General features: G+C 67.0%; 16 protein-coding genes. 5 read left to right on the forward strand and 11 right to left on the reverse strand.

Annotation, left to right across the window (positions count from 1 at the left end; all coding sequences use genetic code 11):
- Positions 1-31: 31 nt before the first annotated feature.
- From AFER_RS10175 to AFER_RS10185, 3 genes are read right to left on the reverse strand one after another with little or no spacing between them, the layout of a single operon-like run.
- Positions 32-1207 carry an amidohydrolase family protein gene (locus AFER_RS10175; protein ID WP_015799345.1) on the reverse strand — a complete coding sequence of 392 codons (1176 nt, stop codon included), beginning with the start codon at positions 1205-1207 and terminating at the stop codon, positions 32-34.
- Positions 1204-2043, reverse strand: a complete 840-nt coding sequence (locus tag AFER_RS10180) for a MurR/RpiR family transcriptional regulator (protein ID WP_015799346.1) — start codon at positions 2041-2043, stop codon at positions 1204-1206. The genes AFER_RS10175 and AFER_RS10180 overlap by 4 nt, the downstream gene beginning before the upstream one ends.
- On the reverse strand, positions 2040-3407 hold the full coding sequence (locus tag AFER_RS10185; RefSeq protein WP_015799347.1) for a type I glutamate--ammonia ligase: 1368 nt from the start codon (positions 3405-3407) through the stop codon (positions 2040-2042). The genes AFER_RS10180 and AFER_RS10185 overlap by 4 nt, the downstream gene beginning before the upstream one ends.
- 143 nt (positions 3408-3550) lie before the next feature.
- Here AFER_RS10185 and AFER_RS10190 point away from each other — a divergent pair, with 143 nt between their 5' ends.
- From AFER_RS10190 to AFER_RS11350, 4 genes are all read left to right on the forward strand, one after another.
- A complete protein-coding gene (locus AFER_RS10190) occupies positions 3551-5038 on the forward strand; it encodes an APC family permease (RefSeq protein WP_015799348.1) in 1488 nt (495 codons plus the stop codon).
- A 93-nt stretch (positions 5039-5131) separates the two neighbouring features.
- On the forward strand, positions 5132-6595 hold the full coding sequence (locus tag AFER_RS10195) for an APC family permease (RefSeq protein WP_015799349.1): 1464 nt from the start codon (positions 5132-5134) through the stop codon (positions 6593-6595).
- A gap of 1 nt (position 6596) precedes the next feature.
- The gene (locus tag AFER_RS10200; protein ID WP_015799350.1) at positions 6597-7625 is read left to right on the forward strand and encodes an acetamidase/formamidase family protein; all 1029 of its coding nucleotides are present in this window, start codon (positions 6597-6599) and stop codon (positions 7623-7625) included.
- 287 nt (positions 7626-7912) lie between these two features.
- Positions 7913-11167, forward strand: a complete 3255-nt coding sequence (locus tag AFER_RS11350) for a glycosyltransferase family 2 protein (RefSeq protein ID WP_015799351.1) — start codon at positions 7913-7915, stop codon at positions 11165-11167.
- Positions 11168-11248: 81 nt separating this feature from the next.
- On the opposite strand, the gene AFER_RS13035 is transcribed toward AFER_RS11350, so the two are convergent.
- The 3 genes from AFER_RS13035 to AFER_RS10215 form a co-directional block, all read right to left on the reverse strand.
- Positions 11249-11845: an integrase core domain-containing protein gene (locus AFER_RS13035; RefSeq protein WP_171788998.1), complete on the reverse strand. Its 597-nt coding sequence runs from the start codon at positions 11843-11845 to the stop codon at positions 11249-11251.
- The gene (locus AFER_RS12475; RefSeq protein WP_342606825.1) at positions 11793-12278 is read right to left on the reverse strand and encodes a DDE-type integrase/transposase/recombinase; all 486 of its coding nucleotides are present in this window, start codon (positions 12276-12278) and stop codon (positions 11793-11795) included. Before AFER_RS12475 ends, AFER_RS13035 begins: the two co-directional genes overlap by 53 nt.
- A 284-nt stretch (positions 12279-12562) precedes the next feature.
- Positions 12563-12895, reverse strand: coding sequence for a transposase (locus AFER_RS10215; RefSeq protein ID WP_015799352.1), 333 nt, complete (start codon positions 12893-12895; stop codon positions 12563-12565).
- A 253-nt stretch (positions 12896-13148) separates the two neighbouring features.
- Between AFER_RS10215 and AFER_RS11355 the strand changes: the two genes are divergently transcribed.
- Complete coding sequence (locus tag AFER_RS11355; RefSeq protein ID WP_049755499.1) at positions 13149-15689, forward strand: glycosyltransferase; 2541 nt, start codon at positions 13149-13151, stop codon at positions 15687-15689.
- Between the two features lie 385 nt (positions 15690-16074).
- On the opposite strand, the gene AFER_RS10225 is transcribed toward AFER_RS11355, so the two are convergent.
- From AFER_RS10225 to AFER_RS10245, 5 genes are all read right to left on the reverse strand, one after another.
- Entirely contained in the window at positions 16075-18300 is a 2226-nt protein-coding gene (locus tag AFER_RS10225; protein WP_171789000.1) for a glycosyltransferase, read from the reverse strand.
- Between the two features lie 67 nt (positions 18301-18367).
- Complete coding sequence (locus tag AFER_RS10230; protein WP_015799355.1) at positions 18368-19993, reverse strand: glycosyltransferase; 1626 nt, start codon at positions 19991-19993, stop codon at positions 18368-18370.
- Positions 19994-20271: 278 nt separating this feature from the next.
- Positions 20272-22239 (reverse strand): NHL repeat-containing protein, encoded by a 1968-nt coding sequence (locus AFER_RS10235; protein WP_015799356.1) that lies wholly within the window; start codon positions 22237-22239, stop codon positions 20272-20274.
- A 214-nt stretch (positions 22240-22453) separates the two neighbouring features.
- The gene (locus tag AFER_RS10240; protein ID WP_015799357.1) at positions 22454-23866 is read right to left on the reverse strand and encodes an NAD(P)(+) transhydrogenase (Re/Si-specific) subunit beta; all 1413 of its coding nucleotides are present in this window, start codon (positions 23864-23866) and stop codon (positions 22454-22456) included.
- Entirely contained in the window at positions 23863-24156 is a 294-nt protein-coding gene (locus AFER_RS10245; RefSeq protein WP_015799358.1) for an NAD(P) transhydrogenase subunit alpha part 2, read from the reverse strand. Before AFER_RS10245 ends, AFER_RS10240 begins: the two co-directional genes overlap by 4 nt.
- Positions 24157-24164: the final 8 nt, after the last annotated feature.

The raw sequence follows: 24164 nt of genomic DNA on the forward strand, positions 1-24164 counted from the left end.
GACGACGCACCTCGGGAAGCCCCGGGGTGCGTCACGTCGTCGGGAGCGGCCACGGGAGTTCGTAGAGCGCGAGGGCGTTCTCGTAGGCGACGAGCCTGGCGAGTCGAAACGCCTCTCGTTCCGCAATCCAGCCCTCGGCGAGCAGGGGCTCGAGGTAGGCGGCCATGGCGCGCCGATGGCCGAGCGCACCGAGCGCGTAGAGCTCGGGGAGGCCGAACGCGTCCGAGGAGTAGCAGAGCTTGCCCCACGGGGCGAGCTCGAGCATCTCGGCGAGCACCGCCGGGGCTGCCGGGCCCACGAAGGACTCCGCGAGGCCGAGATCCACGAAGACGTGCGGATAGTCGTGGGCGAGGAGTGCCGCCTCGCGATGGAAGGGATAGGTGTGCAGCAGCACGAGGCGCACGCCATGGGGAGCGATGGCCTCGATGAAGGGCTGGAGCTCACCAGGGTGACCGCGTGCCAGGCGAACGTCCGGATCGCCGATGCCGACGTGGAACTGGAGCGGCAGGGGTGCCACCTCGAGTGCGGCCCACACGATCGCCGCGACGAGGTCCCGGTCGACGACGCGCACCCCATGTCCACGGTCGCGTTCGTCGAGGATCCGTGCGAGTGCCGTCTCGAGCGCTCGCGGCGCGGGAGGTCGATCGGGAAGATCGAGGCCACTGCGATAGGCAGCCACCGACTTGTAGGCGACCGCCCGCCGCGCGGCCCGGGCGACGGCCGCCTCGAGCGCAGCCCGGAAGTCCGCCGTCGCACCGAGGTCGGCGAGCACACGTTCTGCGATCGCCTCGAGTCGGACCACCTCGAGCGCGGGTACCCCGCTCGCCGCCTCGAGTTCGGCGGGCTCGAGCACGAGTTCGGAACGAAAGCCGGTGTCGACGAGCAGCCCACGGACGCCGCCCGTGGCGAGCGAGCGTGCAAACAGGTCCTCCGGTGCGTACGCGGCGCGCGCCGTGAGGTAGTCCTCACTTCGAACCGGGGCCTCGAGCCCGAGCACGAGGCCGAGCGCTGCGCGCACGCCGATGCCGAGCGAGGACTCGAGCGGGGTGGTACGAGCCGCGAGGCGATCGGGGGCTTCGGTGAGGTGGTCGAGCACCGTGTCGGTATCGGGGGCTTCGCGTACGATCCCATGACAGTGATGGTCGAGGAGGGGGACGTCTGCCAAGCGTTCCGCGAGCACACTGGCGGGCGCGAGCGGGTTCCTCACCGCTCCACCTCGACGAGGGCTCGGGTCAGCTCCTCGTAGCGAGCCAGTCGACGACGCGCCGGCTCGCCGATGCGCTGCACCACGGCGGCGATGATCGCCTCGACGAGCGCGAGGGCCGGCGTGAGCGCATCGAAGATCCCGGGTCCGTCGACCTGGGTGGTGAGCACCACCGAGCTGCCTGGCGCGGCCGGGCTGAGTCCAGGGTCGGTCACGAGCACGACGGTCGCGCCCGCCTGACTGGCGGCCGTGACGAACCGGGCGGTCTCGAGCTGGTAGCGGACGAAGTCGAAGGCGACCACCGTCGTCGAGGCATCCACGTCGAGCAGGGCATTCACACGAGCGCCGGCCTCGGGCGGCACGTGGCGCACCGACGGTCGCAGGACCTCGAGCGTCCAGGCGAGGTGACGCGCGACGACGTCACTCACGCGCCCACCGGACACCACCACCGGACGGCGGACGTCGGCGAGCAGGGTGACGACGGTGTCGAGCGACTGGGGCGCGAGCCCGACGAACGAGCGGCGGATCTGGTCGATGAGGTCGGCTTCGGCCGAGCCAACGTCACCCGGCCCGGTGACCTCGAGGCGCTCGAGCGGCGAGGCGAGCCGCTCGCCGATCTCTTCGCGCGCCGCCGACCGGAACTCCTCGACCGAGCTGAAGCCGAGCTTGGCGACGAAGCGCAGGACCGTCGGGGGCGAGACGTCAGCGAGCGCTGCGATGTCCGCGAGTCGCTCGAGGGCGACGACCGGGTACTCCCGTAACACCGCTTCGGCCACACGGCGCTGGGCGGGGCCGAGCTCGGGTGCGACTCGACGCACCCGCTCGGCGAGCGACGTCATGACCAGCTCCAACGCATCGCCGCGACCAGCTCCTCGGGCGTCGCGTCGGCAAAGCGAGCGAGCTCGGCCTCACGGACAGCGCCGATGGCCGTGAGGAAGGACCTGCCCAGGACATCTTGGAGTAGCTCCGAGGAGCGCAGTGCGCCGAGGGTGGCGGCGAGATCACCAGGCAGTCGCTCGAGGCCCCCGTGGTGCGCGGGATCGCCCTCGACGGGAGGCGGCGGCGTCCTCGGGTCCGCGAGCGCATGGCGCGCGATGCCGAGGAGGGAGGTGGCGAGCAGATACGGGTTGGCACCGAGATCGGCGCCCTTGAGCTCGACGTTTGCCGCGCGGCCATCGACCAGCGTGGCCGCAGGCACGAGGCGTAGGGCCGCCTCACGATTCTCGATCCCCCAGACGCGATACGCACCTGCCCAGTGGCTGGGCACGAGCCGGAGGTACGAGACCGGATGGGGGGCTGCGATCGCGAGGATCGCGGGGAGCTCCTCGAGCAGCCACGCGATCACCGACTCACCCTCGGGACGCACGCCGCCAGGCCCGTCGCCGCCGGCAAAGATCGGCTCGCCGTCACGGTAGAGACCGAGGTGGATGTGTCCGCCGTTGCCGACCCCACCGACGTCCACCACCGGCGCGAACGACGTTCGCAGCCCGTAGCGCTCTCCGACGGCCCGGATCACGGAGCGGGCAAGCACGGAGGCATCGGCGGCTCCCACGGGATCGCTCGGGGCGAGCGAGAGCTCGAACTGCGCCGGTGCGTACTCCGGATGGAGCTGTGCCACCGCGAGGCCCGCCGTCTCGAGGGCGTCGTACAACGACCGGAGATAGTCGGCGAGCTCGATCACGCGCGACAGTCCATAGGCCGGCCCCGACGTCGCGGGCACGAAGTCGTCTTGACCGGCGAGGCCGACGACCCACTCGAGTTCGATCCCCATCGTCGCGCTGGCACCCGCATCGGCGAGCAGGGCAACCTCGCGCTGGAGCGCCGAGCGAGTGCAGAGCTCGTAGGGAGTGCCGTCGCGGCGGAAGCGGTCCACCGGCGCAAAGGCCCATCCATCGAGCGGCGCGAGCGGCCTCAGGAACCGGGGGTCGGGACGGAGCCGGAGGTCGTCCATCGGGCCACCGCTCACGCTCGAGGAGGTGATGGAGTCGTCGGTGAGAAAGGCGTCGAAGACCGGGCTCATGCCGACACCGGCGTCGCACGCCACGGCGAAGCCCTCGGCCGGAATCGTCTTCACCCGTGCGATCCCGGCAAGGTCCACGTAGACCAGCGCCACCTGGCGAGCGTCACCGAGCGCCGAAACGTCGCTCCCCGAGCGGTCCTCCAGATCGCGCTGTGCTCGCTGCTGCGACTCGTCGACGACCACCACGCCTCCTTCTGGCCGATGCGGCTCCGAACGTAGCGCACACAGGTCGCCCGGGCCAGCGCTGTGACACAATCGTAACAACAATCCCTTGCGCTGAAACTTCAGTAACAGCTACCATACGTGCACCGTCGAGAGGGGGACGTATGGCCGGTGGTTCCACCAAGCTCAGGGGCAATCTGTCGCTCTGGCAGGTCGTCGGGGTCTCCGTTGCGCTCATGGCTCCGTCGATGGCCGCCAATATCAATCCTCAAGGTGCGATCGGAACGGTGGGACGCGCGATCCCACTCACCTTCGTCCTGGCGTTCGTTGCGGTGCTCTTCATCGCCTATGTCTTCGCCCGACTCACCCAGCGCTTCAACCACGCAGGGAGTGTGTACGGCTTCGTCGGCGCGACCCTCGGGCCACGCTGGGGCGTGGTGGCCGGCTGGTCGCTGATCGGTACGTATGTGTCCTACGGTCTGCTCACGATCATGGCGTCAGGCATCTTCCTGACAGCCCTCCTCCAGGCGCTGTCGATCTGGCACTCTCCTCCTGCCTGGGCCCCGTTCCTGCTCTCGGGGATCGAGGTCGTCGGCGTCGCCATCCTCGCAGCACGACCAGCTCGCAACGCGACGCACGTGCTGCTCGTCACGGAGCTCACGACCGTGGCGCTCATCATCGTGATCTCGGTGGCGACCCTGATCGAACTCGCGGTGGGACATGGCCCGAGCGGGCAGCACTTCACCTGGAGCGTCTTCAGCGTTCCCCATGGCATCAGCGTCTCGGCACTGTTCCTCGGGGTCGTCTTCGGGTTCTTGTCGTTCGCAGGCTTCGAGGCATCGGCAACGCTCGGCGAGGAGTCGAAGCGACCACGGCGTGACATCCCACGGGCCATCGTGGGAACAGCGGTCTTCGGCGGCGTGTACTTCATCGTCGTGACCGCGGCCGAGGTGATGGGATTTGGCACCACCCCACACGACCTCGCCCGCTTCGCCGCGACGGGATCGCTGCTCGGCGCGCTCGGGACGACGTATCTCGCGGCCTGGCTCGGCAACGTCGTGACGCTCGGCACCGTGATCTCGGCCTTTGGCTGCTCGCTCGCCTCGACGGTCGGGGCCAGCCGGCTCACCTTCTCCCTCTGGCGCGACGCTCGCGGTGCGAGTGGGCTCGGGGTGGCCTCGGAGCGCTCCGGTGCGCCCGTTCGTGCAACCCTGGCCGTCGTCGTCGCGATGCTCGGCATCACCTGGCTGAGCGCGATCGCGTTCGGCGCGACCGCCTTCGATGTCTTCGCCTGGTTCGGCACCATCGGCACCCTCATCATCCTCGTCGTCTACCTCCTCGCCACCGTCGGTGCGATCCGGTTGCTGTTCTTCAAGGAGCACACCGTGGCGGCGTGGGAGATCGTCGTCCCGGTACTCGCGGGCGTCGTCATCGCCTACACGCTCTATCGCAACATCCTGCCCTTGCCGACAGGTGCCGCGCTTTGGTTCCCGATCGTGGCAGCCGCCTGGATCGTGGTCGGTGCGATCGGCGTCATCACCGCACGGCGAAGCGCGGAGCGCATCGGAGCGGCCATCGCGCGCGACGAAGGCCTCACCCTCCCGAGCGCGCCGACGCCCAGCAGCCAGGGGCAGCCGGCGCCGGCCGACTAGGCATCTCTCGACCACCATCCAGATGGGGCCGTTCCCCACGGCCCCATCCCCCACGTCACGTCGTCTGAACCTGCCACCACGAAGGAGTTCTCTGTGTCCACGTCCTCCGAGCACCGCCTCTCCGCCAACGCCATCGGACGGCGCGAGGTCCTCTTCCAGAGCGTCACCGCGATGGCACCCGGCGCCGCCATCGCGGCTTCGATCCCGGCCGGTGCAGGCTTCGCTGGGGGAGCGCTTGCCCTCGCGGTCGTCGTGGCGCTGATCGGAAGCCTGCTCACTGCCCTCTCGATCGGTGAGCTCGCCTCTCGGTTCCCGTCAGCTGGGTCGTTCGCCACCTACGCATCGAAGGCACTCCACCCCATCGTCGGCTTCTTCGTTGGCTGGTCCTACGTGTTCGTCTACGCCCTGGTGCCCGCACTCCTGTTTCTGCAGCTCGGCTTCACGGTCGCGGGGACCCTCCACAGCGAGTTCGGCTACCCGGCATCGCTCTGGTGGCCATGGTCGCTCGCGGGTATCGCGCTCGTGGGAACCTTGGCGTTGCTCGGTATCTCGACATCGGCCAAGGCCGGGACCATCCTCGGCGCGATCGAGATCTCCGTGTTCGTCGTCGCAGCGATCCTGTTCATCATCCACGCCGGCTCGCACAACTCGTTGACGCCGTTCACGACCCGAGACACCCCCCATGCGTTCCCCGGCCTGACCGGCGTGTTCGCCGGCTCCGTCTACAGCCTCCTCGCCTTCGCGGGCTTCGAGGCAGCCGCTCCGCTCGCCGAGGAGGCGCGCGATCCGAAGCGCACCGTCCGCTTCGCCATTCTCGGCTCGACCCTTATCATCGGCCTCATCTACGTCTTCACCACCTACGCCGCCGAGGTCGCCGCCGGACCCAGCCACTTCGCGTCCTTTGCCGGGGCTGGCGCCGAGTCGTGGATTGGTCTCTCGAGGAGCTTCTTCGGTATCTTCTGGGTGCTCGTGTTCCTCGCCATCTTGAACTCGACGATCGGCAACGCCAATGCGGGTACGTCGGTGTCGACGAGGATGGCCTTTGCGCTCGGACGCATTGGGGTGTTCCCCACCCTGCTCGGACGGGTTCACGAGAAGACGAAGGTTCCCCACGTCGCCGTCTACTCCCAAATCATCGTCTCCGCCGTCGCAACACTCATCCTGGGGCTCGCCTTCGGACCGGAGAACGGCTTCGCTCTCGACGGCACGATCATCACCATCGTCGTCGTCGCGGTCTACATCGTCATGAACCTCGCTGCACTCGTCTACTTCGCACGTCGCGCAAATGGAGAGCGCTTCAACCCACTCCTCCACGGCCTCGCGCCGATCGTCGCCATCGCCTTCCTCCTCCCCGCGCTCCTCGCCGGGGCCGGCATCGCTGTCTTCTCGTTCATCTCACCGCTGACCCCACCGGCGTCCTACGCTGGTCCCATCGTCGCCGTGTGGCTGGTCGTGGGGATCGTCGTGTTCTTGAACCTGCGTGCACGTGCGCCACAGGCCGTCGGACGGATTGCCGAGGTCTACCTCGACGACGTCCTCGATGTCGAGGAGGCATGAGATGGCAGTACCGGTCGTTTCCTTCACGCCAACCCCTGACCAGCTGTGTTGGACCTTCGGGGGAGCAGACCCCGTCGCAGAGATCGAACCCGGCACCATTCTCGAAGTGTTCACCGAGGACTGCTTTGCTGGACGGGTACGCCGCACGACGGACCTCGTCTCGGAGGTCTGCGAGTTCCCCTTCCTCAATCCCCAGACCGGCCCGTTCGCGATCAAGGGCGCCGAGCCCGGCGACACCCTCATCGTGCACTTCATCTCGATCGAGCCGGCACGAGACTGGGCGGTCTCGACGACCGTGCCGCTCTTCGGCGCGCTCACCTCGACCCACCTCACCGCAACGTTGCAGCCACCTTTACCGGAGATCGTGTGGATCTGGGAACTCGATCGCGAGCGCCGCACGTGCCGCTTCCGAGCGTCGAAGGGCGACACCACGATCGAGCTCCCCATGGACCCGATGCACGGAACAGTCGGGGTTGCTCCCGCGAATCTCGAAGTACGCTCGGCCCTCGTGCCTGATGCCCACGGCGGCAACATGGACACGCCCGAGATGCGCGCGGGCGTGACGGCGTACTTTGGCGTGAACGTGGAGGGAGCGATGTTCTCCCTCGGTGACGGCCACGCGCGCCAGGGCGAGGGCGAGAGCTGCGGGGTTGCCGTCGAGTGTGCGATGAACACGGTGGTCTACGTCGATCTCCTCAAGCAGACCGCAACCCCGTGGCCGCGGCTCGAGTCCGATCAGTTCCTCATGACGACCGGCTCGGCTCGACCACTCGAAGATGCCTTCCGCATCGCCCACAAGGACATGGTGGAGTGGGTAGCGGATCTGTGCGAACTCGACATCATGGACGCCTACCAGCTCGTCTCACAAGCCGCGACCTCACCGCTGGCCAACGTCTGCGACACGAACTACACCGCGGTCGCGAAGGTCGATCGAACATTGGTGCCGCTCCGACACGACCCCTATGCGAGCGCCCATCGCCGAGCGCGCGCTGTCGCGGCAGACCACGCATCCAGTGGATCGCTCGACTGAAATCTCGGATCCTACGACTCCGGGGCCTAGCACGATAGGTAGCTCCGCTCCCGCTCGACGGCGAGGAGACTCTGAGGGTTCGATCGAGCCAGGACCGTACGCACCGCTGCTGGACCCTGGGCTTCCCTTCGACAAGTTCACGCGCTGGGTTTGGTCCTGTCCTATCGGCGAGACGAGAACGACCCTATGCAGCACACTTCGACCCCACAGCACGAGCGACGGTGCCCGATGGCCACGGGCGCCTGGATCAGCGTTCCATCCTTCGGACGCTGCTAAGGTACCGACCAATGCCTAGTCTCCTGCGCTTCCCCGTCGGTCAGGCGGTTTTTCAGCTTCCAGAACGGCTTACCGAGGTCAACTCATGGCACGGGCACATCCCCTTCGCCTTCTGGATCGTCGAAGCACTCGAGCCGTCGGTCTTCGTCGAGCTCGGTGTCCACCGCGGGGACTCCTACTTCGCCTTCTGCCAGGCCGTCAAGTCTCTCGGACTTGACACCAGGTGCTACGGCGTGGACACCTGGAAGGGCGACGCTCACGCCGGGTTCTATGGGGAAGAGATCTACGAAGACTTCTCTGCGTACAACCGCGAGCACTATCAAGACTTCTCAAAGCCATTACGCACCACATTTGCCGAGGCTATCGAGCAGTTCGAGGACGGCAGCATCGACCTTCTCCACGTGGACGGCTACCACACCTACGAGGCTGTCAGGTCGGACTTTGGATGCTGGCTCCCCAAACTGAGTGAGCGGGCCGTCGTGCTCTTCCATGACATCGCAGTCACCGACCGGGGGTTTGGCGTCTGGCGCTTCTGGGAGGAGATCGCTGCGCAGTACCCTTCCTTCGGCTTCATGCATTCCTTTGGTCTCGGAGTGCTCGGCGTCGGCAAGGAGCTGCCAGACAGCCTAGCTAGCTTCTTCGAAGACGCCAAAGCGAACCCTGAGATCCTGCACTCCTTCTATGAGGCGCTTGGAACGAGATGCCAACTCTTCGGCGATCTCCAGCGCGCTCGAGATGAGCTTGCGAATACCACTGCAGCCCCAGCTATTTCCGAGGAAGTAGCCACCTTGCGCCAACAAGTACTCGACCTCACCTACCGCTACGAACGAGCGCTCGAGCGTAAGGAGGCGGAGGCCGAACAGTTAGAAGCCAAGGTGGTAGACCTCGAGGCACGCCTTGGCCAGTCGTCGCACTCGGCCGCAGCCCTCGCAGAACACCTTGCGTCAGTCACGGCTCAACGCGACGAGATCCTCCAATCGGAGACCTGGAAACTCACCGCTCCCGCTCGCGGCTTCCTCTGGTGGATGCGTCGAGTGGCGAACTGGAGACGCTTCACACAGACGTTCCGTGTCACACTGCAGCCCCTTCAGGGTGTTGGCGAGTCACTCTTCGAGACCGACAGCTTCGTGGCTCTCGGTGGCAGAATGCGCTTTGCAATCGAAGGCGCACCTCGGCCTCCCGGGTGGTACGAGCTGACTTGCACGGTCACCACCACCTCCGACCTCTCGAAAATGCGCCCCTACATCATCACCGAGACACAAGACCACCAACGCTACAGCCAACAGATTCCAGGCAAGGTCGACCCAGAGGGCCAGATCCGAGTCCTGTTCCACGTCAACAAGCAAGCTGCTCGCCACGAGCTGCTGCTCGTGGGCCTCAACGGGATCACCTCCATTTCCGCACCACGCGTCAAGCCAGCGCTGCACCTTGGCGAGCCGATGGCTCGCATACTTGCCGCCGCGATTGTTCCCACAATCGCGTACGCAGACCTGCCACCCATCGCAGCTCATCAAGAGCTCCTCCCGCAGGAGGACGAGTTCTCCCGCTGGATCGAACGCAACGAGCGGATCAATCAAGACGACCGAGAGCGCGTCGCCCGAGAGCTCGCCACCTGGGAACACCCACCACTGATCTCCGTACTCATGCCCGTCTACAACACGCCAATACGGCACCTCGTAACCGCGATCGAGTCGGTACGGGCGCAGTGGTATCCCCACTGGGAACTGTGCATCGCCGACGATGCTTCAACCGATCCAGAGATTCGGCCGATCCTTACCCGCTATCAGGAGGCGGATCCCCGCATCAAGGTCGCCTTCCGAGACGAGAATGGCGGTATCTCGGCAAACTCGAATACTGCACTCACGCTCGCGAACGGCAAGTTTGTTGCATATCTGGATGCCGACGACGAAATCTCCGAAGTCGCACTCCTCCACTACGCTCGAGAGATTCATGAGTATCCTGGAGTCGAGTTGCTCTTCTGCGACGAAGACAAGATCACTGAAGATGGTGATCGCTCCGACCCCTACTTCAAGCCGAGCCTCTCCCCCGCGCTCCTTCTCGGGAAGAACTGCGTCACTCACCTCGGCGTCTATCGGACCGACACCGTCCGCCGCCTCGGCGGAATGCGCTCAGAGTTTGACGGATCCCAGGACTGGGACCTAGCACTACGCTTTCTTCCGATCGTCGGTATAGACTTCACGCGCGCACGTCGCATCCCGCGGCTGCTCTATCATTGGCGGCGGATCCATGGCTCGACGGCAACCACACTCCGATCGAAGAGCTGGGCCGTTCTGGCGGGGCGGCATGCCGTGCAAGACTACTTGGATACAGCAGTGCCAGGTGCGAAGGCTGAGCCCATTCCGCGCGCCTCCAATCTCAACCGACTCGTTCTCCCGACTCCGGATCCAGCTCCATTAGTTTCGATTCTTCTGCCTACCGCGGGAAACTATCAGCTACTTCGCGGCTGCCTCAGCTCGCTCCTCGAACGCACCGACTACCCCCGCTTCGAAGTGCTTATCACGATCGACTCCGACAACCCCGACGCGGACTCGCTCGCATACCTTGACACCCTTGAGCACACCGGAAAGGTCCGGGTGATCCGGCGTCGGCGCCCGCCTGGCGAAACCTTTAACTACTCCCGGATAGTCAACAACCTCGCTCGCTACGCAGCAGCTGACCTCCTCCTGCTCCTCAACGACGACACCGAGGTCATCAACGCTGGTTGGCTCACCGAGATGGTCGCGGTACTATCGCTGCCCGACGTGGGCGTCGTTGGCGCGCACCTCTACTACGCCGACGGCAGTATCCAGCACGCGGGGGTGATGACTGGACACCACAGGGCGCTACATCTTTACAGCGGGCTGCCGGGCGCAAGCTGGGGATACTATGCAGACTTACTACTCGCGCGCAACGTGAGTGCGGTCACTGGTGCTTGTCTCCTGACCTCGCGTCGAGTCTGGGACGAGGTCGGTGGGTTGGACGAGCAGCTTGCGGTCAGTTTCAACGACGTCGCCTACTGCCGCGCAGCGGGCGCACTGGGATATCAGATCATCGTCACCCCGCATGCCAGGCTCAAGCATTTCGAGTCAGTGACCCGAGGCTTCGACGACTTGACGTTGCCCCGCAGGTCACGGCTCGCATCAGAATTTCAGCGACTCGCCACACTGTTCCCCGACATTGCCGCAGCTGACCCGTTCTACAACCCCAACCTCGTCCCCGAAGGGCAATTTCGGCTTCAGTATGAATCGCCGATACCGGTGGTCTAAACTCCTTCCCCCGCTTGTTGTCTCTGCCGACTAAGCAACGTGGCACCCAAAGACGCAATCAATGTCACAACCATGGTACCTCTAAGCTGGAAGCACGGCTGCTTTCCGAGAACACCACGAAGCCCAATGAAGATATCCCAGCCGAGACCATCCGGTCAGCGCTAACTTATTGAGCCCGACATTGAATGACACGCCCTCTTGTGAAGGATAAGCACACTCTTGTTCGCTTGATAGTGTGGATACAGGCCCTGAGCGTCTCTGAACAGCAATAGCATGCGGGCTTCGCCGACATTGGAGATGCGAGAGCAAGCGCCACAATCGCGCTTCACCCTCGCCACGAAGGCTGGGCTTCGCCGATTTGCTTGGCAGTCGGATTGAGGCCAACACCACCTCCTGACCGGCCCAAGAGAGCTCGTACTCGCCGGCCGTTAATATCCAAGCGTCGAGTGGAGGCGGACCGTCTTGTAGCGGTGGATCCGCGTAGCGTGGGCTTCCCCCCATGTGCTTGACAGTCTGAATTGAGGCCACGGCCGCCTCCTCCCGGGCCCAGGAGAGCTCGTACTCGATCGGCGGTCGGTACCCGAGGCTCGAGTGCAGCCGGACCGTGTTGTAGCGCTGAATCCAGCTAGCGATGGCAGAGCGGGCCTCGTCGAGGTTCGCGAAGCGGTAGCGAGCCACCAGCTCCCGCTCGCAAGCTCCCGAAGAAGGCCTCGGCCACGGCGTTGTCGTAGCAGGTTGCGACCCCGCCCACCGACTGGCGAAGCCCGAGCGTCGCGCAGAGCTGGCAAACCTTCCGGGAGAGGTACTGGTTGGCGCGATCGCTGTGAAAGATCGCCCCAGCGAGGCTGCCCCGGGTCCGAAGAGCTCCGCAGATCGCCTCGACCACCAGGTCATCGGGAATGCGACGCTGGAGCGACCAGCCCACGATCCGCCTCGAGCCACGATCTGCCACCGTGGCGAGGTAGCAGAACCCTTCGTCGTTTCGGCCGTCGGTGATGTCGCTCGCGTAGTGACTCCTGGCTCGCCAGGGGCGGAGTCCTGGCAGACGAGATCCGGGAGGGGTGCGTCTTCTCCCCGCCTCGTCGTGACTACGAAGCGCCAGCGTGGGCAGCTGCCATCTCGAGCTCGCGCATTAGGCGTTCCACTCGCTTGTGGTTCACGCAGTAACCCACGTCGTCGCAGCTCGTGGGTAACTCAGGGGCTCGACGTAGGTGCCGTCGTTCGCCTCCCAGACGGCCCGGACTTCGCTGACGAGCCAGGTGTGCTGGGGTCCTCGGCTCGGTCCCGACGGTGTCGCCAGGCGTAGTAGGCCTGGCGGGAGACCCTGGCTGCTCGGCATGGCACCGCTACCGGGACGCCATTGGCCTCCTGGTTGGCAACCGGAGTGGTAGCGGGTCACTGGTTGCCCCCCGCAGGATCCGCAAAGACCAGGCAACGTTTCGCCAGGTCTCGTTCCATAGTGAGCTGCTTGACCTGGCGGCGCAGGCGGGTCATCTCCTCGCGCTCCGCGCTGGTCAGCCCCTCTCGCTTACCTCGATCGATGCGTTCCTGGCGCACCCAGTTGCCAAGGGTCTGCTCGTTGATGCCGAGCTCACGGGCGACGTCGGCGATGGTGCGGTGCTGGTCGAGGACGAGAGCGGCTGCGTCCTTGCGGAACTGGCTGGGGTAACGGCCGCGTCGTCGTCGAGCGGGGCCGTCGCCCGGTGGTGGTGGCGGTGTCTGGTGCATCCCTTCCTCCTGTAGCAGGTGTCAACCTGGAGGGGTAAGGCCAGGGGTGTTGCAAGACCGATTGAACCGAACCACCAATCGTTTGGACGTGACCGCTCGCTGGACCTGTCGTGGCGGGTCTGGCCGCCCCGAGGGGGCACTAGCGTGTCGACCTCGGATCCACCGTGAAGTTGGTCCCGGCTCTGAGGTCTGCTCAGACCGACCTTGGCTCCCCACTCAACCCGAGGTGCTCGTGTTTCGACCAAATGCATGGATGCGCCGCAGTCACCTCATCCTTGAAACGACCAAGACCCGCTCTCGCACGAGTTGGCTCCCGACCGTTCACCTCACTCTCACGCTCTCCGCCGCCGAGGTCTCGGGGCCACTCGTCCTGAAGAACCCCTCCCGCTCCGTGCTTGCCCTCCGCGCCGTTGCGCAGAGCGCTGGCCAGACCCTTCGCGTGAGCGCGACGGGCCCCGAGAGCGCAAGCCTTCCGGAGCCCGATGGCCGTTCGCTGCTGCTCGTTGGCCCAGGCAAGACCACGCTCACCATCGAAGACCCGCTCGACGCCCCAGCGACCCTCTTGATAGCACCATCCCGGGAACTCGGCGAGTCTGCGCGCGATCTTCTCGACGACCGATGCGCCGCAGCAGAGCGAGCTCGCACCCTCGCGCGGCGATTGCTCGCCCTCAACGGTGAGAGCGAGCGACTCCAGGCAGCCCAGCGACACACGAACGACCCGTCGTCCACCCTGCCAGATCCACTTCGACCCCTCCGCGAGGTACGACTCGACGGCCGGCCCCTCAGACCGACCGAGCTGCACACCTTGCTTGCACGGGCGACAGTCGAACCCTCTCCTCCGTACACGTCGATCGCCGTCGTTACCCTCGGTCAGGCGCAAACTGCAGCAGCCACGGTCGACTCGCTGCGCGTCACCGACCCCGGCCCATGGCGCCTGCTCGCGTCAGAACACGAACCCACCCTCGTCGCAACCGATACCGGAGTCCCCTCGCGTATGCTCGCGGACACCGCAGCCGACGACGCCCTCTCCGACATCGATCACGTTCTCTTCCTGCCCGCTGGGGCAACACTCCTGCCTGGATGGCGAGAAGAGCTCGCCAGAGCGAGCGCCGACCTCACGCTTCTGGGTGGGATCGAGGTGCGTCAGGACGTGGGAGACGTTGTCCTGTACGGAGAGCTCGATCCCGTCCTCCTATTCTCGACGCCAGCGTTCGGCCTCGGCGTCGCTGTGAGACGCGATGCACTGCCTGCAGAGGTACCGCTGCCACATGGCATCGAGGGGATCTGGGGGCTTGTTGCCGAGCTCGTCCAGCAGGGCTGCACCGCTGCAGGCACCGACGCACTCGTGCTCGTCACGCCGCCTTGGCCCAGGAATGCGGACGAGGCGACTGCGCTGCCCGACCGCCTCGCTGGACTGGTGAACGCAGAGCTCGTCGGCACCTCGCAGACTGAGCACAGCCAGTGGCCCCCGATTGTGCTCCACCACCGCCTTCGGCCGCCCTCGTGGGCGAGTGTCTCCGTGATCATCCCGACGCACGACGCGCCCCAGCACCTTGAAGCGGCCCTGCGATCCGTACGCGAGGCGGACTACCCTGGCCCGGTCGAGCTCATTCTGGTCGCCCATCGGGTTCGCAACCCAGACGTAGAGCATCTCCTCGCCGACGCGATGACCTGGGGGGCGAGCGTCGTCCGCGACGACGGAGCCTTCAATTTCTCCCGCCTGATCAACAGGGGTGCTGAGCATGCGACCGGAGAACTCCTGTTGTTCATGAACGACGACATCGCGCCGACGGGCACCGACTGGCTGCGCGAGCTCGTGAGCGCCCACGTTGCCCACGGTGCACGCGTCACGGGGGCACGCCTGCTCAGCGCCGACGGTACGCGCATCCAGCACCTCGGCCAGGTTCGCTCTGCACTGGGCACGCTCCAGCACCTGCACGTGGGTCGACCTGCGGAGGATCTCGGCTACTGCGGCCGCGGTGCTGCGACCGCCTCCGTCACCTCGGTGACCGGCGCCCTGATGCTGGTGGACGCGGCTCGATTCCGCGCCGTCGGTGGCTTCGACGAGCGCTACGACGTCGCCTTCGGCGACACCGATCTCGTCCTCCGACTGCGTGCAAACGGGGGCAGAGCGATCGTCTGCACCAGCGCGACGGCTCTCCATCCAGAGCTCACGACGCGCGGCTCGGACGCACGGCCAGCACGGCACCTCGGGTTCGCCTCCGAGTCGATGGCGTTTCGCCGCGAGCACGGGTGGCAGCTCGCCACCGATCGATGCCTCGCCCCGCGTCTCCGAGCACGCGACGACACCCTTGAGGTCGTGCCCGCAACGGGGCGCCACGAGTGCAATCTCGTCGCCGTGCAGCTCGGCCCAGAGGACGCTGGGGGTGGTTTCGACGTCGTCCTGCTCGACTCCGAGACCGCGCAGATCACCCTCGAGATGCCGAGCGACCTACCGACCACCGAGATCGTCGGGATCGAACTGCGCCTCACGCTCCTCGGGGGTGACCCGCAGGCACTGACCGCCACGCTCGACGGGACCCCACTCTCGTGGCACCCAAGGGCCGGTCATCTCGCCGACCTCCGGTGCGACGAGGGCGTACCAACGGCCGGTCGACAGGTCCACCACCTCGACCTCGTCCCCGGGGCAGAGCTCGCGAGCCTGCGCGTCGTACCCGCGCCGACGGCCCAGGTGACCGCTCCAACGACCCGAGGACTCGAGCTCGCCTGCGCCGCGACCGCCTGGGTACGCCTGCCTCGCCAACAGGTCCCGATGAGCCAGCCGCACGTCTGAGCCACTACCTGGGCTCGTCATGCGTGGGGCGCCGAGGAGTACACAGCACTCAACGGACTCCTCGCCCACTGGGCGGCAGCGTCGCCGCCTCGCGCCGCAAGTCCGACGATCGCCGACCCGAGAACGTCGCTCGCTCCCCAGGTCGGTGGAGACCTCGGTCAACCTTGGCGCACTCCGATGCGACTCGCACCAGAGCGACCGAACGTCTGTGCACCCTCGCGAGGAGCCACGGCCTTCCGGCAGCCCATAGACGCTCAACCCGGACGATGCCCCCGAGTCGCTCCACGAACGCAACACGATGTCTGGCGCAAGAGCGGGAGGGTCTGATGCGAACGCCGGGCCCTCAGGGCTCCCCGCAGCCGCGACAAGACGGGCATGGCACAGCTCACGAGGAGCCGACCGATGCCCTGGCCGCCAGTCGCTCGTAGGTCGCAAGCAGGGTACTCCACCGCGCACGCACGGCGTCGTAGCGCTCGTGGACTTGGGAAGCATCACTCGCCGCATGAGGGGCGTCGCCGACGTCGCGGGGTGTGCGGATGGCTGCGCACAGCGCATCGACGAGTTCGCCAACGAGCAGGGGCTGATCGCTCCGGACGACGACACAACGACGATCGAGGTCTGCGTCGTCAACGAACTCGACGGTCGGCCCCTCATCGTCGACGACCACCACGCACAGCGATCGCTGCGCAAGCTCTCTGAGGACGCGGGCATCGGGCAGGGGCCGCACCCACACCCTGCGACCAGCGAGGGTCGTGACAGCGCCCGGTGCCCGACCACCTCCCACCAGTCGGAGAACCCCGTCGATGTCCGTACACGCCTGCGCGGCAAGGCGCGCCACGAGCGGGCCGCGGTCAGGGCGAGGGTTGGGCTCAACGAGCACCACGAGCCGATCGAGACGAGGCGCCGGACCATCATCGAGGTAGAGCCACGCCGGATACGGCTCGCTCACCACCTCCTGATCGCGAAGGACGGCCCCCGATGCAGCGACCCACCTCGCAAGAGCACCATCGTGCACGAGCACGTCGTCACTCCCAGCGACGACCGTGAGCAGATCCGTCGTCAGGGGCCTCAAGCGTGTCCCGAGCCGGAGCACGGCATCCTGGTCCACTGGCCCAGCAACGGCAGCCGCCACCTCGGCGAGTAACCGCGCGACGTCGACGTCCTGAGCGTGGAGCTCGACGACCCGTCGGCCTGAACTCGTGAGCACCGCCGGGACCTCACCGTGCAAGGCATCGGGTGCGAGCACCAGCTCGTGGAGCGTACAGACAGGATCGGGGTGACCTGCTCCCAGTTCAGTCCGCAGCAGCGTCCCGACGATGCCGTCCGACTCCCAGCCTGGCGCCTGGAGCTCGAGGTCAAAGCGAGCATCCAGCACGCACGCGAGCTCGCCGAGGTACGACCGCAACCCATGGGCTCGATCGGCACCCCAGCGTCCGTCGGGCTCGAGTCGGGGCAAGCGCAGTGCCAGCGTCGGTCGTCCGGACTCGGTCACGCTCGGCGTCCCGAGCGCCGCACCGATCGCGTCCGCGCTGCGTCGCCCCACCTGGTCCCACGACTGACGCTGCACGTGCTGGCGCTGGCGCTCGAAGAGCTGCTCGCGCCACCCCGACACTGCGGTCAATTGTCGCAGCAGACCGACCAGGTCTCCGACGTCACCTGGCCGAAAGAGCGCCTCGGGAGTTCCCAGCGCCTCCGGGAGTCCACCGACGTCGCTCGCGAGCACCGGCGCACCACACATGACGGATTCAACCGCCGGGAGCCCATACCCCTCGTCGAGCGAGGGGATGACGGTGCACCAGGCAGACGCATAGGCGCGCACCAGCTCCTGGTCGCTCAACCCATGCTCGACCCGCAAGCGATCCGACGGGATCCCCGCCCTTTCGCCATACCGGCGGATGCGCGGTGCTTCCTCCTCGTTGGTCACAAGGTGCACTCGGAGCCGGTCGTCCTCGCGCATCGCGATGGCGGCGGCGTCCACCAGGACCTCGGGCCGCTTGCGGTAGTCCTGATGGTAGACGTAGAGCAGCGTCCTCGACGCATCGTCAGGGGCTCGGTCTCCACGCACCTCACCCGTCTCAACGCCGCCGAACGGCGCCGAGCCGACGACGTGCACGCGTTCGGGCTCCACACCGAGGAGGGTCGTGACGTCGAGCGCCACGGCGTGGGAGATGCACAGCAGGGCGTCGCTCGCCCGCAGGACGTCGAGCTGGCGCCGATACCAGGCATAGAAAGCAGGGTGCGGCGCGAGATACAGCGCCGGGTGACGAAGCGGGATCAGGTCGTAGACGACGCTGACCAGCCTGCGTGCCCAGTGAGGACGCTCGCTCGGGGCCATCGTCATCGAGGTCTGGAAGCCCTCGAACGGACTCGCGACCACCAGCACATCCACCTCGCCGGGCGAGGTACGCGTCCACCCGCTCGCGTCGATCGGCATCCCCTCGTGGCCACGGCGCGGCTCGTGCGAAATCGGCGTCCACCGCTGACGAGCTGCGCCTGCTTCCTCGACGCTTGCGCGCAACGAAAGTGGCACCGGCACGTTGGGGCTCACCAGCCACACCCACTCGGTGTCGGGGTCGAACGAACGAACGAGCGCTCGCGTGAACTCACGCACCCAGCGTCCAATCCCTCGATTGGCACTCCCCCCTTGCGCGCCCTGAAGGTCGACGGCGACGCGCACGTCAGCCCCTCTCTCGAAGCTCGGGAGCCAGGGTACGACGTTCTGGTGCCTCGACGGCTCCGAGCCGATGCTTGACATCGGCGACCTCACGCACGAGCTGCTCAGACAGCGCTTCGAGCGAGGCCAATGCCTCGAGGCGCCCGTAGGTGTCCTCAAGAAGACGTCCCTGGGCCTTCGTGCTCTCCCTCACCGCAGACTCCAGGTCGCCGAGGAGGCGCTCAAGCCTGTCGACGCGCTGGGCGACCTCGAACACGGCTCGCCGCGTCGCGGGGGCCCGCACCTGCGCCGCAACGGCCCGAGCAAGGGAACCGGTGAGTCCGCCCCGCACGAGGACCCTCGCCCGTGCCACAAGCTGGGTCACGAGTGGGGGTGTGACATGGCGAGCGGGGCCGGGGTGGCCATCTGCTCCCGGAGCGGTCCGCTCACGCCACCTCGCGCGGATCGCCGCGTCCATCGGCAGTGCATCGAGGATCTCCAGGAGCTCACGCGCACCGTCATGCCACGTGCGATCGACGATGAGCGGGTGTGTCGGCGGATTGGTGATCCCGACCTCCTGGATCTCTCCGAGGAGCGCAGCGAGCGCGGAGGCGTCGCCCGGCCCGACGAATCTGGCATAGCCGTCGAAGAGTTCGCGATGGACCGGAATATCGCTCAAGATCAGCGGTACGCCATTGACCGCCGCCTCCACGCTCGGGAGATCGAAACCTTCCTCGACCGAGAGCGAGAGGAGGGCGCGGCTTCCCATGATGGTACGCCACAACTTCTCGTCAGAGGCGTCTGCAAGCCAGGTCAACGGCCGCCCGGCCTGGACGAGCTCCTCGATGCGAGCGCCGATATGGTTCGCACGCCATCCCAACCGACCGACGATGACCAGGGGGACCGATCCACCTGCCTGCCAGTGAGCCTCGAAGCCGTCGAGGACGGTCGTGTAGTTCTTCCGGGGCTCAAGGGTCCCGACCGCGACGACCGGACCGCTCTGTACGTCGACGATCCGCTGTGCAGAGGGCTGCCGAGCATGCATGCCCGAGAGCCAGCAGACGCGCACACGCTCAGCGGCCAGCTCACGCCACGGCACCGTCCGCGCCAGCATCGCTCTCGTCGCCTCTGCCGTCGATCGCGAGACCGCGACGACCCCGTCTGCGAACGTCCCTACCTCGAGCATCCACAGACCGAACTGGCGCACGAGACCTTCGTCGGCGGTCCAGGAGTGGGTGAGAGGGACGACGTCGTGCTGCAGGACCGCGAGTCGCATCCCCTCGAGCCACCACGGGGCCAAGCGATAGCTCAGGCCCAGGTGCCAGCTGCTGTCGGCGACGAAGACGAGGTCGTCACGGCTCAGCTCGAGCGGCCGCCTGGGCACGCCGAGCGGCTTGTCCTGCGGGCGAGGGATGCGGGCAAGCTCCCAGACCGTCGGGCCAACGGCCTCGCCCCCCAAGCTGCCCACCACCACGTCTCGGCCACGACGACGACCCTCGACGACGAGCGCCTCTCCGAGTTCGCGGACGACCCTCTGGATCCCTGTCGCTCGCCACGGTTCGCGATCGATGTAGGAGCAGTCCCAGATGATCCGACCTCGAGCTTGCGCGGACCCCTGCGACGCGTTCGACCGGCGAGAGGGGCTCTGCATGCTCCCGCATGCTAGCGCTCGCCCACCCGCGCGACTAGCCAGCCTCCGAGAGACGCCGACACCTGCGGAGACGAGCAGCGCGAGGGCCGAAGCCAGTGCGCCAGAGGGCGAGGCCCGACGACCCAGCGCGACGACCGACGACGACCCACCGGCCCCGGGAAGCCGACAACGGGCACGGGGACGGCATCTGCGCCACCAGAGACGAGCAACGGGGCGGGGGCAATCCGTGCCCCCGCCCCGTCCTGATGCCTCATCGCATCGTGCGCACATGCACCGACCTATGCGCTGATCGAACCCCCGGCTGTGAACGGGCCCGTGTCGCCAAACGCCGGACCCGATCCCATGTACTCGGCATTACCGAAGGCGAACACGCCGCCGTCAGCCGCGAGGAGCCAGTAGCCCATGCCGTCGGGGGTGGGCACGAGGCCGATCACCGGTTGGGCGAGCGGGTGAGCTCCGTGCAAGCCGGTGAGCCCGTCCGTGTAGGTGTTCCCCATGTAGTGCGCATCACCGAAGGCGAACACGCCGCCGTCAGCGCCCACCAGCCAGTAGCCCATGCCGTCGGGGGTGGAGGCGATGCCGACGATGGGGGCGGCGAGCGGGTGAGCTCCACCGAGCCCCGTCAGGCCGTCCGTGTAGGTGTTCCCCATGTACTCGGCATCACCGAAGGCGAACACGCCGCCGTCAGCGCCCACCAGCCAGTAGCCCATGCCGTCGGGGGTGGAGGCGATGCCGACGATGGGGGCGGCGAGCGGGTGAGCTCCACCGAGCCCCGTCAGGCCGTCCGTGTAGGTGTTCCCCATGTAGTGCGCATCACCGAAGGCGAACACGCCGCCGTCAGCGCCCACCAGCCAGTAGCCCATGCCGTCGGGGGTGGAGGCGATGCCGACGATGGGGGCGGCGAGATGCGTCACGCCAGCCGTTTGCACCGATCCGTAGCTGGGCGCGCCACCCACCGACATCACCATGCCGCTCGCCGTAACCTCCCAGCCCGCACCGGCCATGGCGGGGTCAGGCGCATAGCCCACGACACCGCTCGCGGGTGCCGCCGGCTGGCCAGTACCCAGCGGACCGAAGCTCGACACGTGCCCATTGCCCCGCACGAACGCGTACGAACCGTACGCGGTGTTCGGCGCCATCAGGGCGTTCAGCGTCGAGGAGTTCGAGTCGTCGTAGTAGACCTGCAGCTGACCCATCGCGTTCGTCGCGGTGGCGAGGCCGAAGAGGCCGCCGGCAGCGCCGGTGTCGAGCACTCGGGTCGCGACGACCATCCCGTTCATCGGGTTGATCTCGAGCAGGTCGTTGTTCGTCGCACCGTTCACGACGAGAAGATCGCCGTTCTGCGGATTGATCGCGATGTTCTGCGGCGACTGCAGGAGTGGGCTCTGCGACACGACCATGGGGGTCTGCGGCGTCGTCGCGGTCAGCGCGTTCGGAATCGCATAGATGGTGTTGTTCACGTCGTCGGCGACGTAGAGCATCCCGTTCGCCGGGTCATACACCATGCCCTGAGGCCCACCGGCATTGGACGCGGTTTCACCACCGGAGACGTTGGAGTTGGTCGGGAGCCCTGTCGCGAGCGCCGTGTAGGTGGCGTTCAGCGGCTGGCCGTTGGACGTGCCGGTCGGGTTGGGGTTGAGCCGCCACACCTGTCCGTCAGCGCCGGTGTTCGACACGGCGACGTTCGACCAGAAGAAGGCACCCGGTGCGACCGCGGCCCCCCAAACGCCCGCGAAGGTCGAGTTTGTGCTCGTGTAGTTCGCAATCAGCGTGCCCGAGGAGTTGATCACCGCATACCCAGAACCTGAACCGTTCGCTGTGCTCCCCCAGTAGCCGACCCAGACGATGTCGTTCGAGGGGTTGATGGCGATCCCCACCGGTCCGGTGATGTCGGCGTTCTGGTAGAAGGTGGTCGATTGACCGGTCGTGGGGTTGACCTCGACGATGCTCGTCCCAGCACCGAACGTGCCGGCCGACGAGTTGAAATCTGCCACGAGCACGTCGCCTGCGACGAGATTGCCCATCGTCTTCGGTACGACGGCGACGCCGTAGGGATTCGTATCGTTGTTCGACGCTGTCGCGGACCCGACCTTCACGTTGGCGAGCTGGGGGAACAGATTGCCCATCGGACTCGTCTGCGCAACGAGCGCTGAACTCGAGACGCCCGCGAGGGCGAGCAGCGCAGAAGCGGCGACCACGCCGCCACTCGCAACGCCCCAGCGGCGCTTCCACGGACTCCTTGGCATGAGGGACCTCCTTGGCACCACTCGTCAGCGGCCGCCAGCAGCACACGCCCCATGGGGTGTGTGGTCTGCGGCCACGGCACGCTTCTACGTGCCGAGAGGAGGTACGTACGAGGACCCCAGAACGTTCACGGATCCACGCCGACGGGCCTCATCAACCCTTCAGCATTGGCCTTCAGCATTGGAACGTGCCGGGGCCTCGTCGCGCCGGAGTGGCTCACGCCGCCTTGACGGCCGCGACGAGGGCGGCGAGCGACGCCTTCGCGTCGCCGAAGAGCATCACCGTCTTCGGGTTGTAGAACAAGGGATTGTCGACCCCAGCGAAGCCAGGCCGCATGGAGCGCTTCAAGAACACCACCGTCTTCGCCTCGTCGACGTTGAGGATCGGCATACCGTAGATCGGACTCGACGACTGCGTCCTCGCGGCAGGGTTGACGACGTCGTTCGCGCCCACGACGAGGACCACGTCGGTGGTCCGGAACTCGTCGTTCGCCTGCTCGAGATCGTGGAGCTGCTCATAGGGGATGTCCGCCTCCGCGAGCAGCACGTTCATGTGACCTGGCATGCGGCCCGCCACGGGATGGATCCCGAAGCTCACCTCGACCCCGCGCCCCTCGAGAGCGCGCACGAGATCTCGCACCGTGTGCTGCGCCTGGGCCACCGCGAGACCGTAGCCCGGAACGATGACGACCTTCGACGCATAGGCCAGCATGGTTCCGATGTCGTCGGCGGTCCCCGATCGAACGGTCGCACCCTCGGGGATGCCCTCGGCGCCGCCCGCGCCCTTAGGCGCCGAGCCCACCGCCGCGAAGAGGACGTTGGCGAGGGAGCGACCCATCGCGTCCGACATGAGCTTCGTGAGCAGTGTCCCGGACGCACCGACGAGGGTGCCGCCGATGATCACGACGGTCGAGTGGACGACGAAACCGGTCGCGGCGACGGCGAGACCGGTGAAGGCGTTCAGGAGCGAGATCACGACCGGCATGTCCGCGCCACCGATCGGCAGCACGAACGCCACGCCGAGGACGACGGCTGCGGCGACCAGCACACCAAGGGCCACCCGATCGGTGGGCCCCACCGCGACCGCGACCATCCCTCCGATCACCGCGAGCAGCAAGAGCGCGTTCACGACCTGCTGGGCGGTGTAGGTGATGGGGCGCCCGGTCATGAGTTCTTGGAGCTTGGCGAAGGCGATCGCCGACCCCGCGAACGAGATCGCGCCGATCGCGACCGAGAGCACCGAGGCCACCGACGCGAGCGTCGCACCCCCACCTCGCGTGGCGAGCACGCTCACGATCGCGACGGTGGAGGCCGCGCCGCCACCCACGCCGTTGAACGCCGCCACCATCTGGGGCATCGCCGTCATGCGCACGCGACGCGCCGAGACCGCGCCGATCACCGCACCCACGACGACGGCCGCGACCGCGAGCTCGACGACCCCGGCCGAGGGATGCTCACCGACGAGGCTCGCGGCGATGGCGATCACCATGCCGACCGCGGCCGTGAGGTTGCCGCGTCGAGCGGAGCGGGGTGAGGCGAGGCCCCGCAGACCGAGGATGAAGAGCGACGCTGCGACGAGGTAGGCGATGTCGACGGCGACCTGGCGAGCGGCGAGGGCCGCGAGGATCACTGCTGGCTCCTTCGCCCCTTGAACATCTCGAGCATGCGGTCGGTGACGACGAAGCCCCCGACCACGTTGATGGTGGCGAGCACCACCGCGAGGACACCGAGTGTGACCTCGAGCGCCCCGTGCGCACCGAAGAGAATGCCGAGCGCTCCGGCCAGGATGATGCCGTGGATCGCGTTCGATCCCGACATCAGCGGGGTGTGCAGGATCGTCGGCACGCGCGAGATGACCTCGAACCCGATGAAGGCACCGAGCACGAGCACCGTCAGGTCGTTCAGCTCACCAGCGGTCATCAACCCCC

It is taken from the genome of Acidimicrobium ferrooxidans DSM 10331 (assembly GCF_000023265.1).
GTDB lineage: Bacteria > Actinomycetota > Acidimicrobiia > Acidimicrobiales > Acidimicrobiaceae > Acidimicrobium > Acidimicrobium ferrooxidans.

Excerpts from the sequence above, each read along its gene's own strand:
- AFER_RS10215 (WP_015799352.1), bottom strand. The coding sequence starts at position 12,895 with ATGCACCAGACACCGCCACCACCACCGGGCGACGGCCCCGCTCGACGA.
- AFER_RS10190 (WP_015799348.1), top strand. The coding sequence starts at position 3,551 with ATGGCCGGTGGTTCCACCAAGCTCAGGGGCAATCTGTCGCTCTGGCAG.
- AFER_RS10230 (WP_015799355.1), bottom strand. The coding sequence starts at position 19,993 with ATGCAGAGCCCCTCTCGCCGGTCGAACGCGTCGCAGGGGTCCGCGCAA.
- AFER_RS10180 (WP_015799346.1), bottom strand. The coding sequence starts at position 2,043 with ATGACGTCGCTCGCCGAGCGGGTGCGTCGAGTCGCACCCGAGCTCGGC.
- AFER_RS11350 (WP_015799351.1), top strand. The coding sequence starts at position 7,913 with ATGCCTAGTCTCCTGCGCTTCCCCGTCGGTCAGGCGGTTTTTCAGCTT.
- AFER_RS10235 (WP_015799356.1), bottom strand. The coding sequence starts at position 22,239 with ATGCCAAGGAGTCCGTGGAAGCGCCGCTGGGGCGTTGCGAGTGGCGGC.
- AFER_RS10200 (WP_015799350.1), top strand. The coding sequence starts at position 6,597 with ATGGCAGTACCGGTCGTTTCCTTCACGCCAACCCCTGACCAGCTGTGT.
- AFER_RS10245 (WP_015799358.1), bottom strand. The coding sequence starts at position 24,156 with ATGACCGCTGGTGAGCTGAACGACCTGACGGTGCTCGTGCTCGGTGCC.
- AFER_RS11355 (WP_049755499.1), top strand. The coding sequence starts at position 13,149 with ATGCGCCGCAGTCACCTCATCCTTGAAACGACCAAGACCCGCTCTCGC.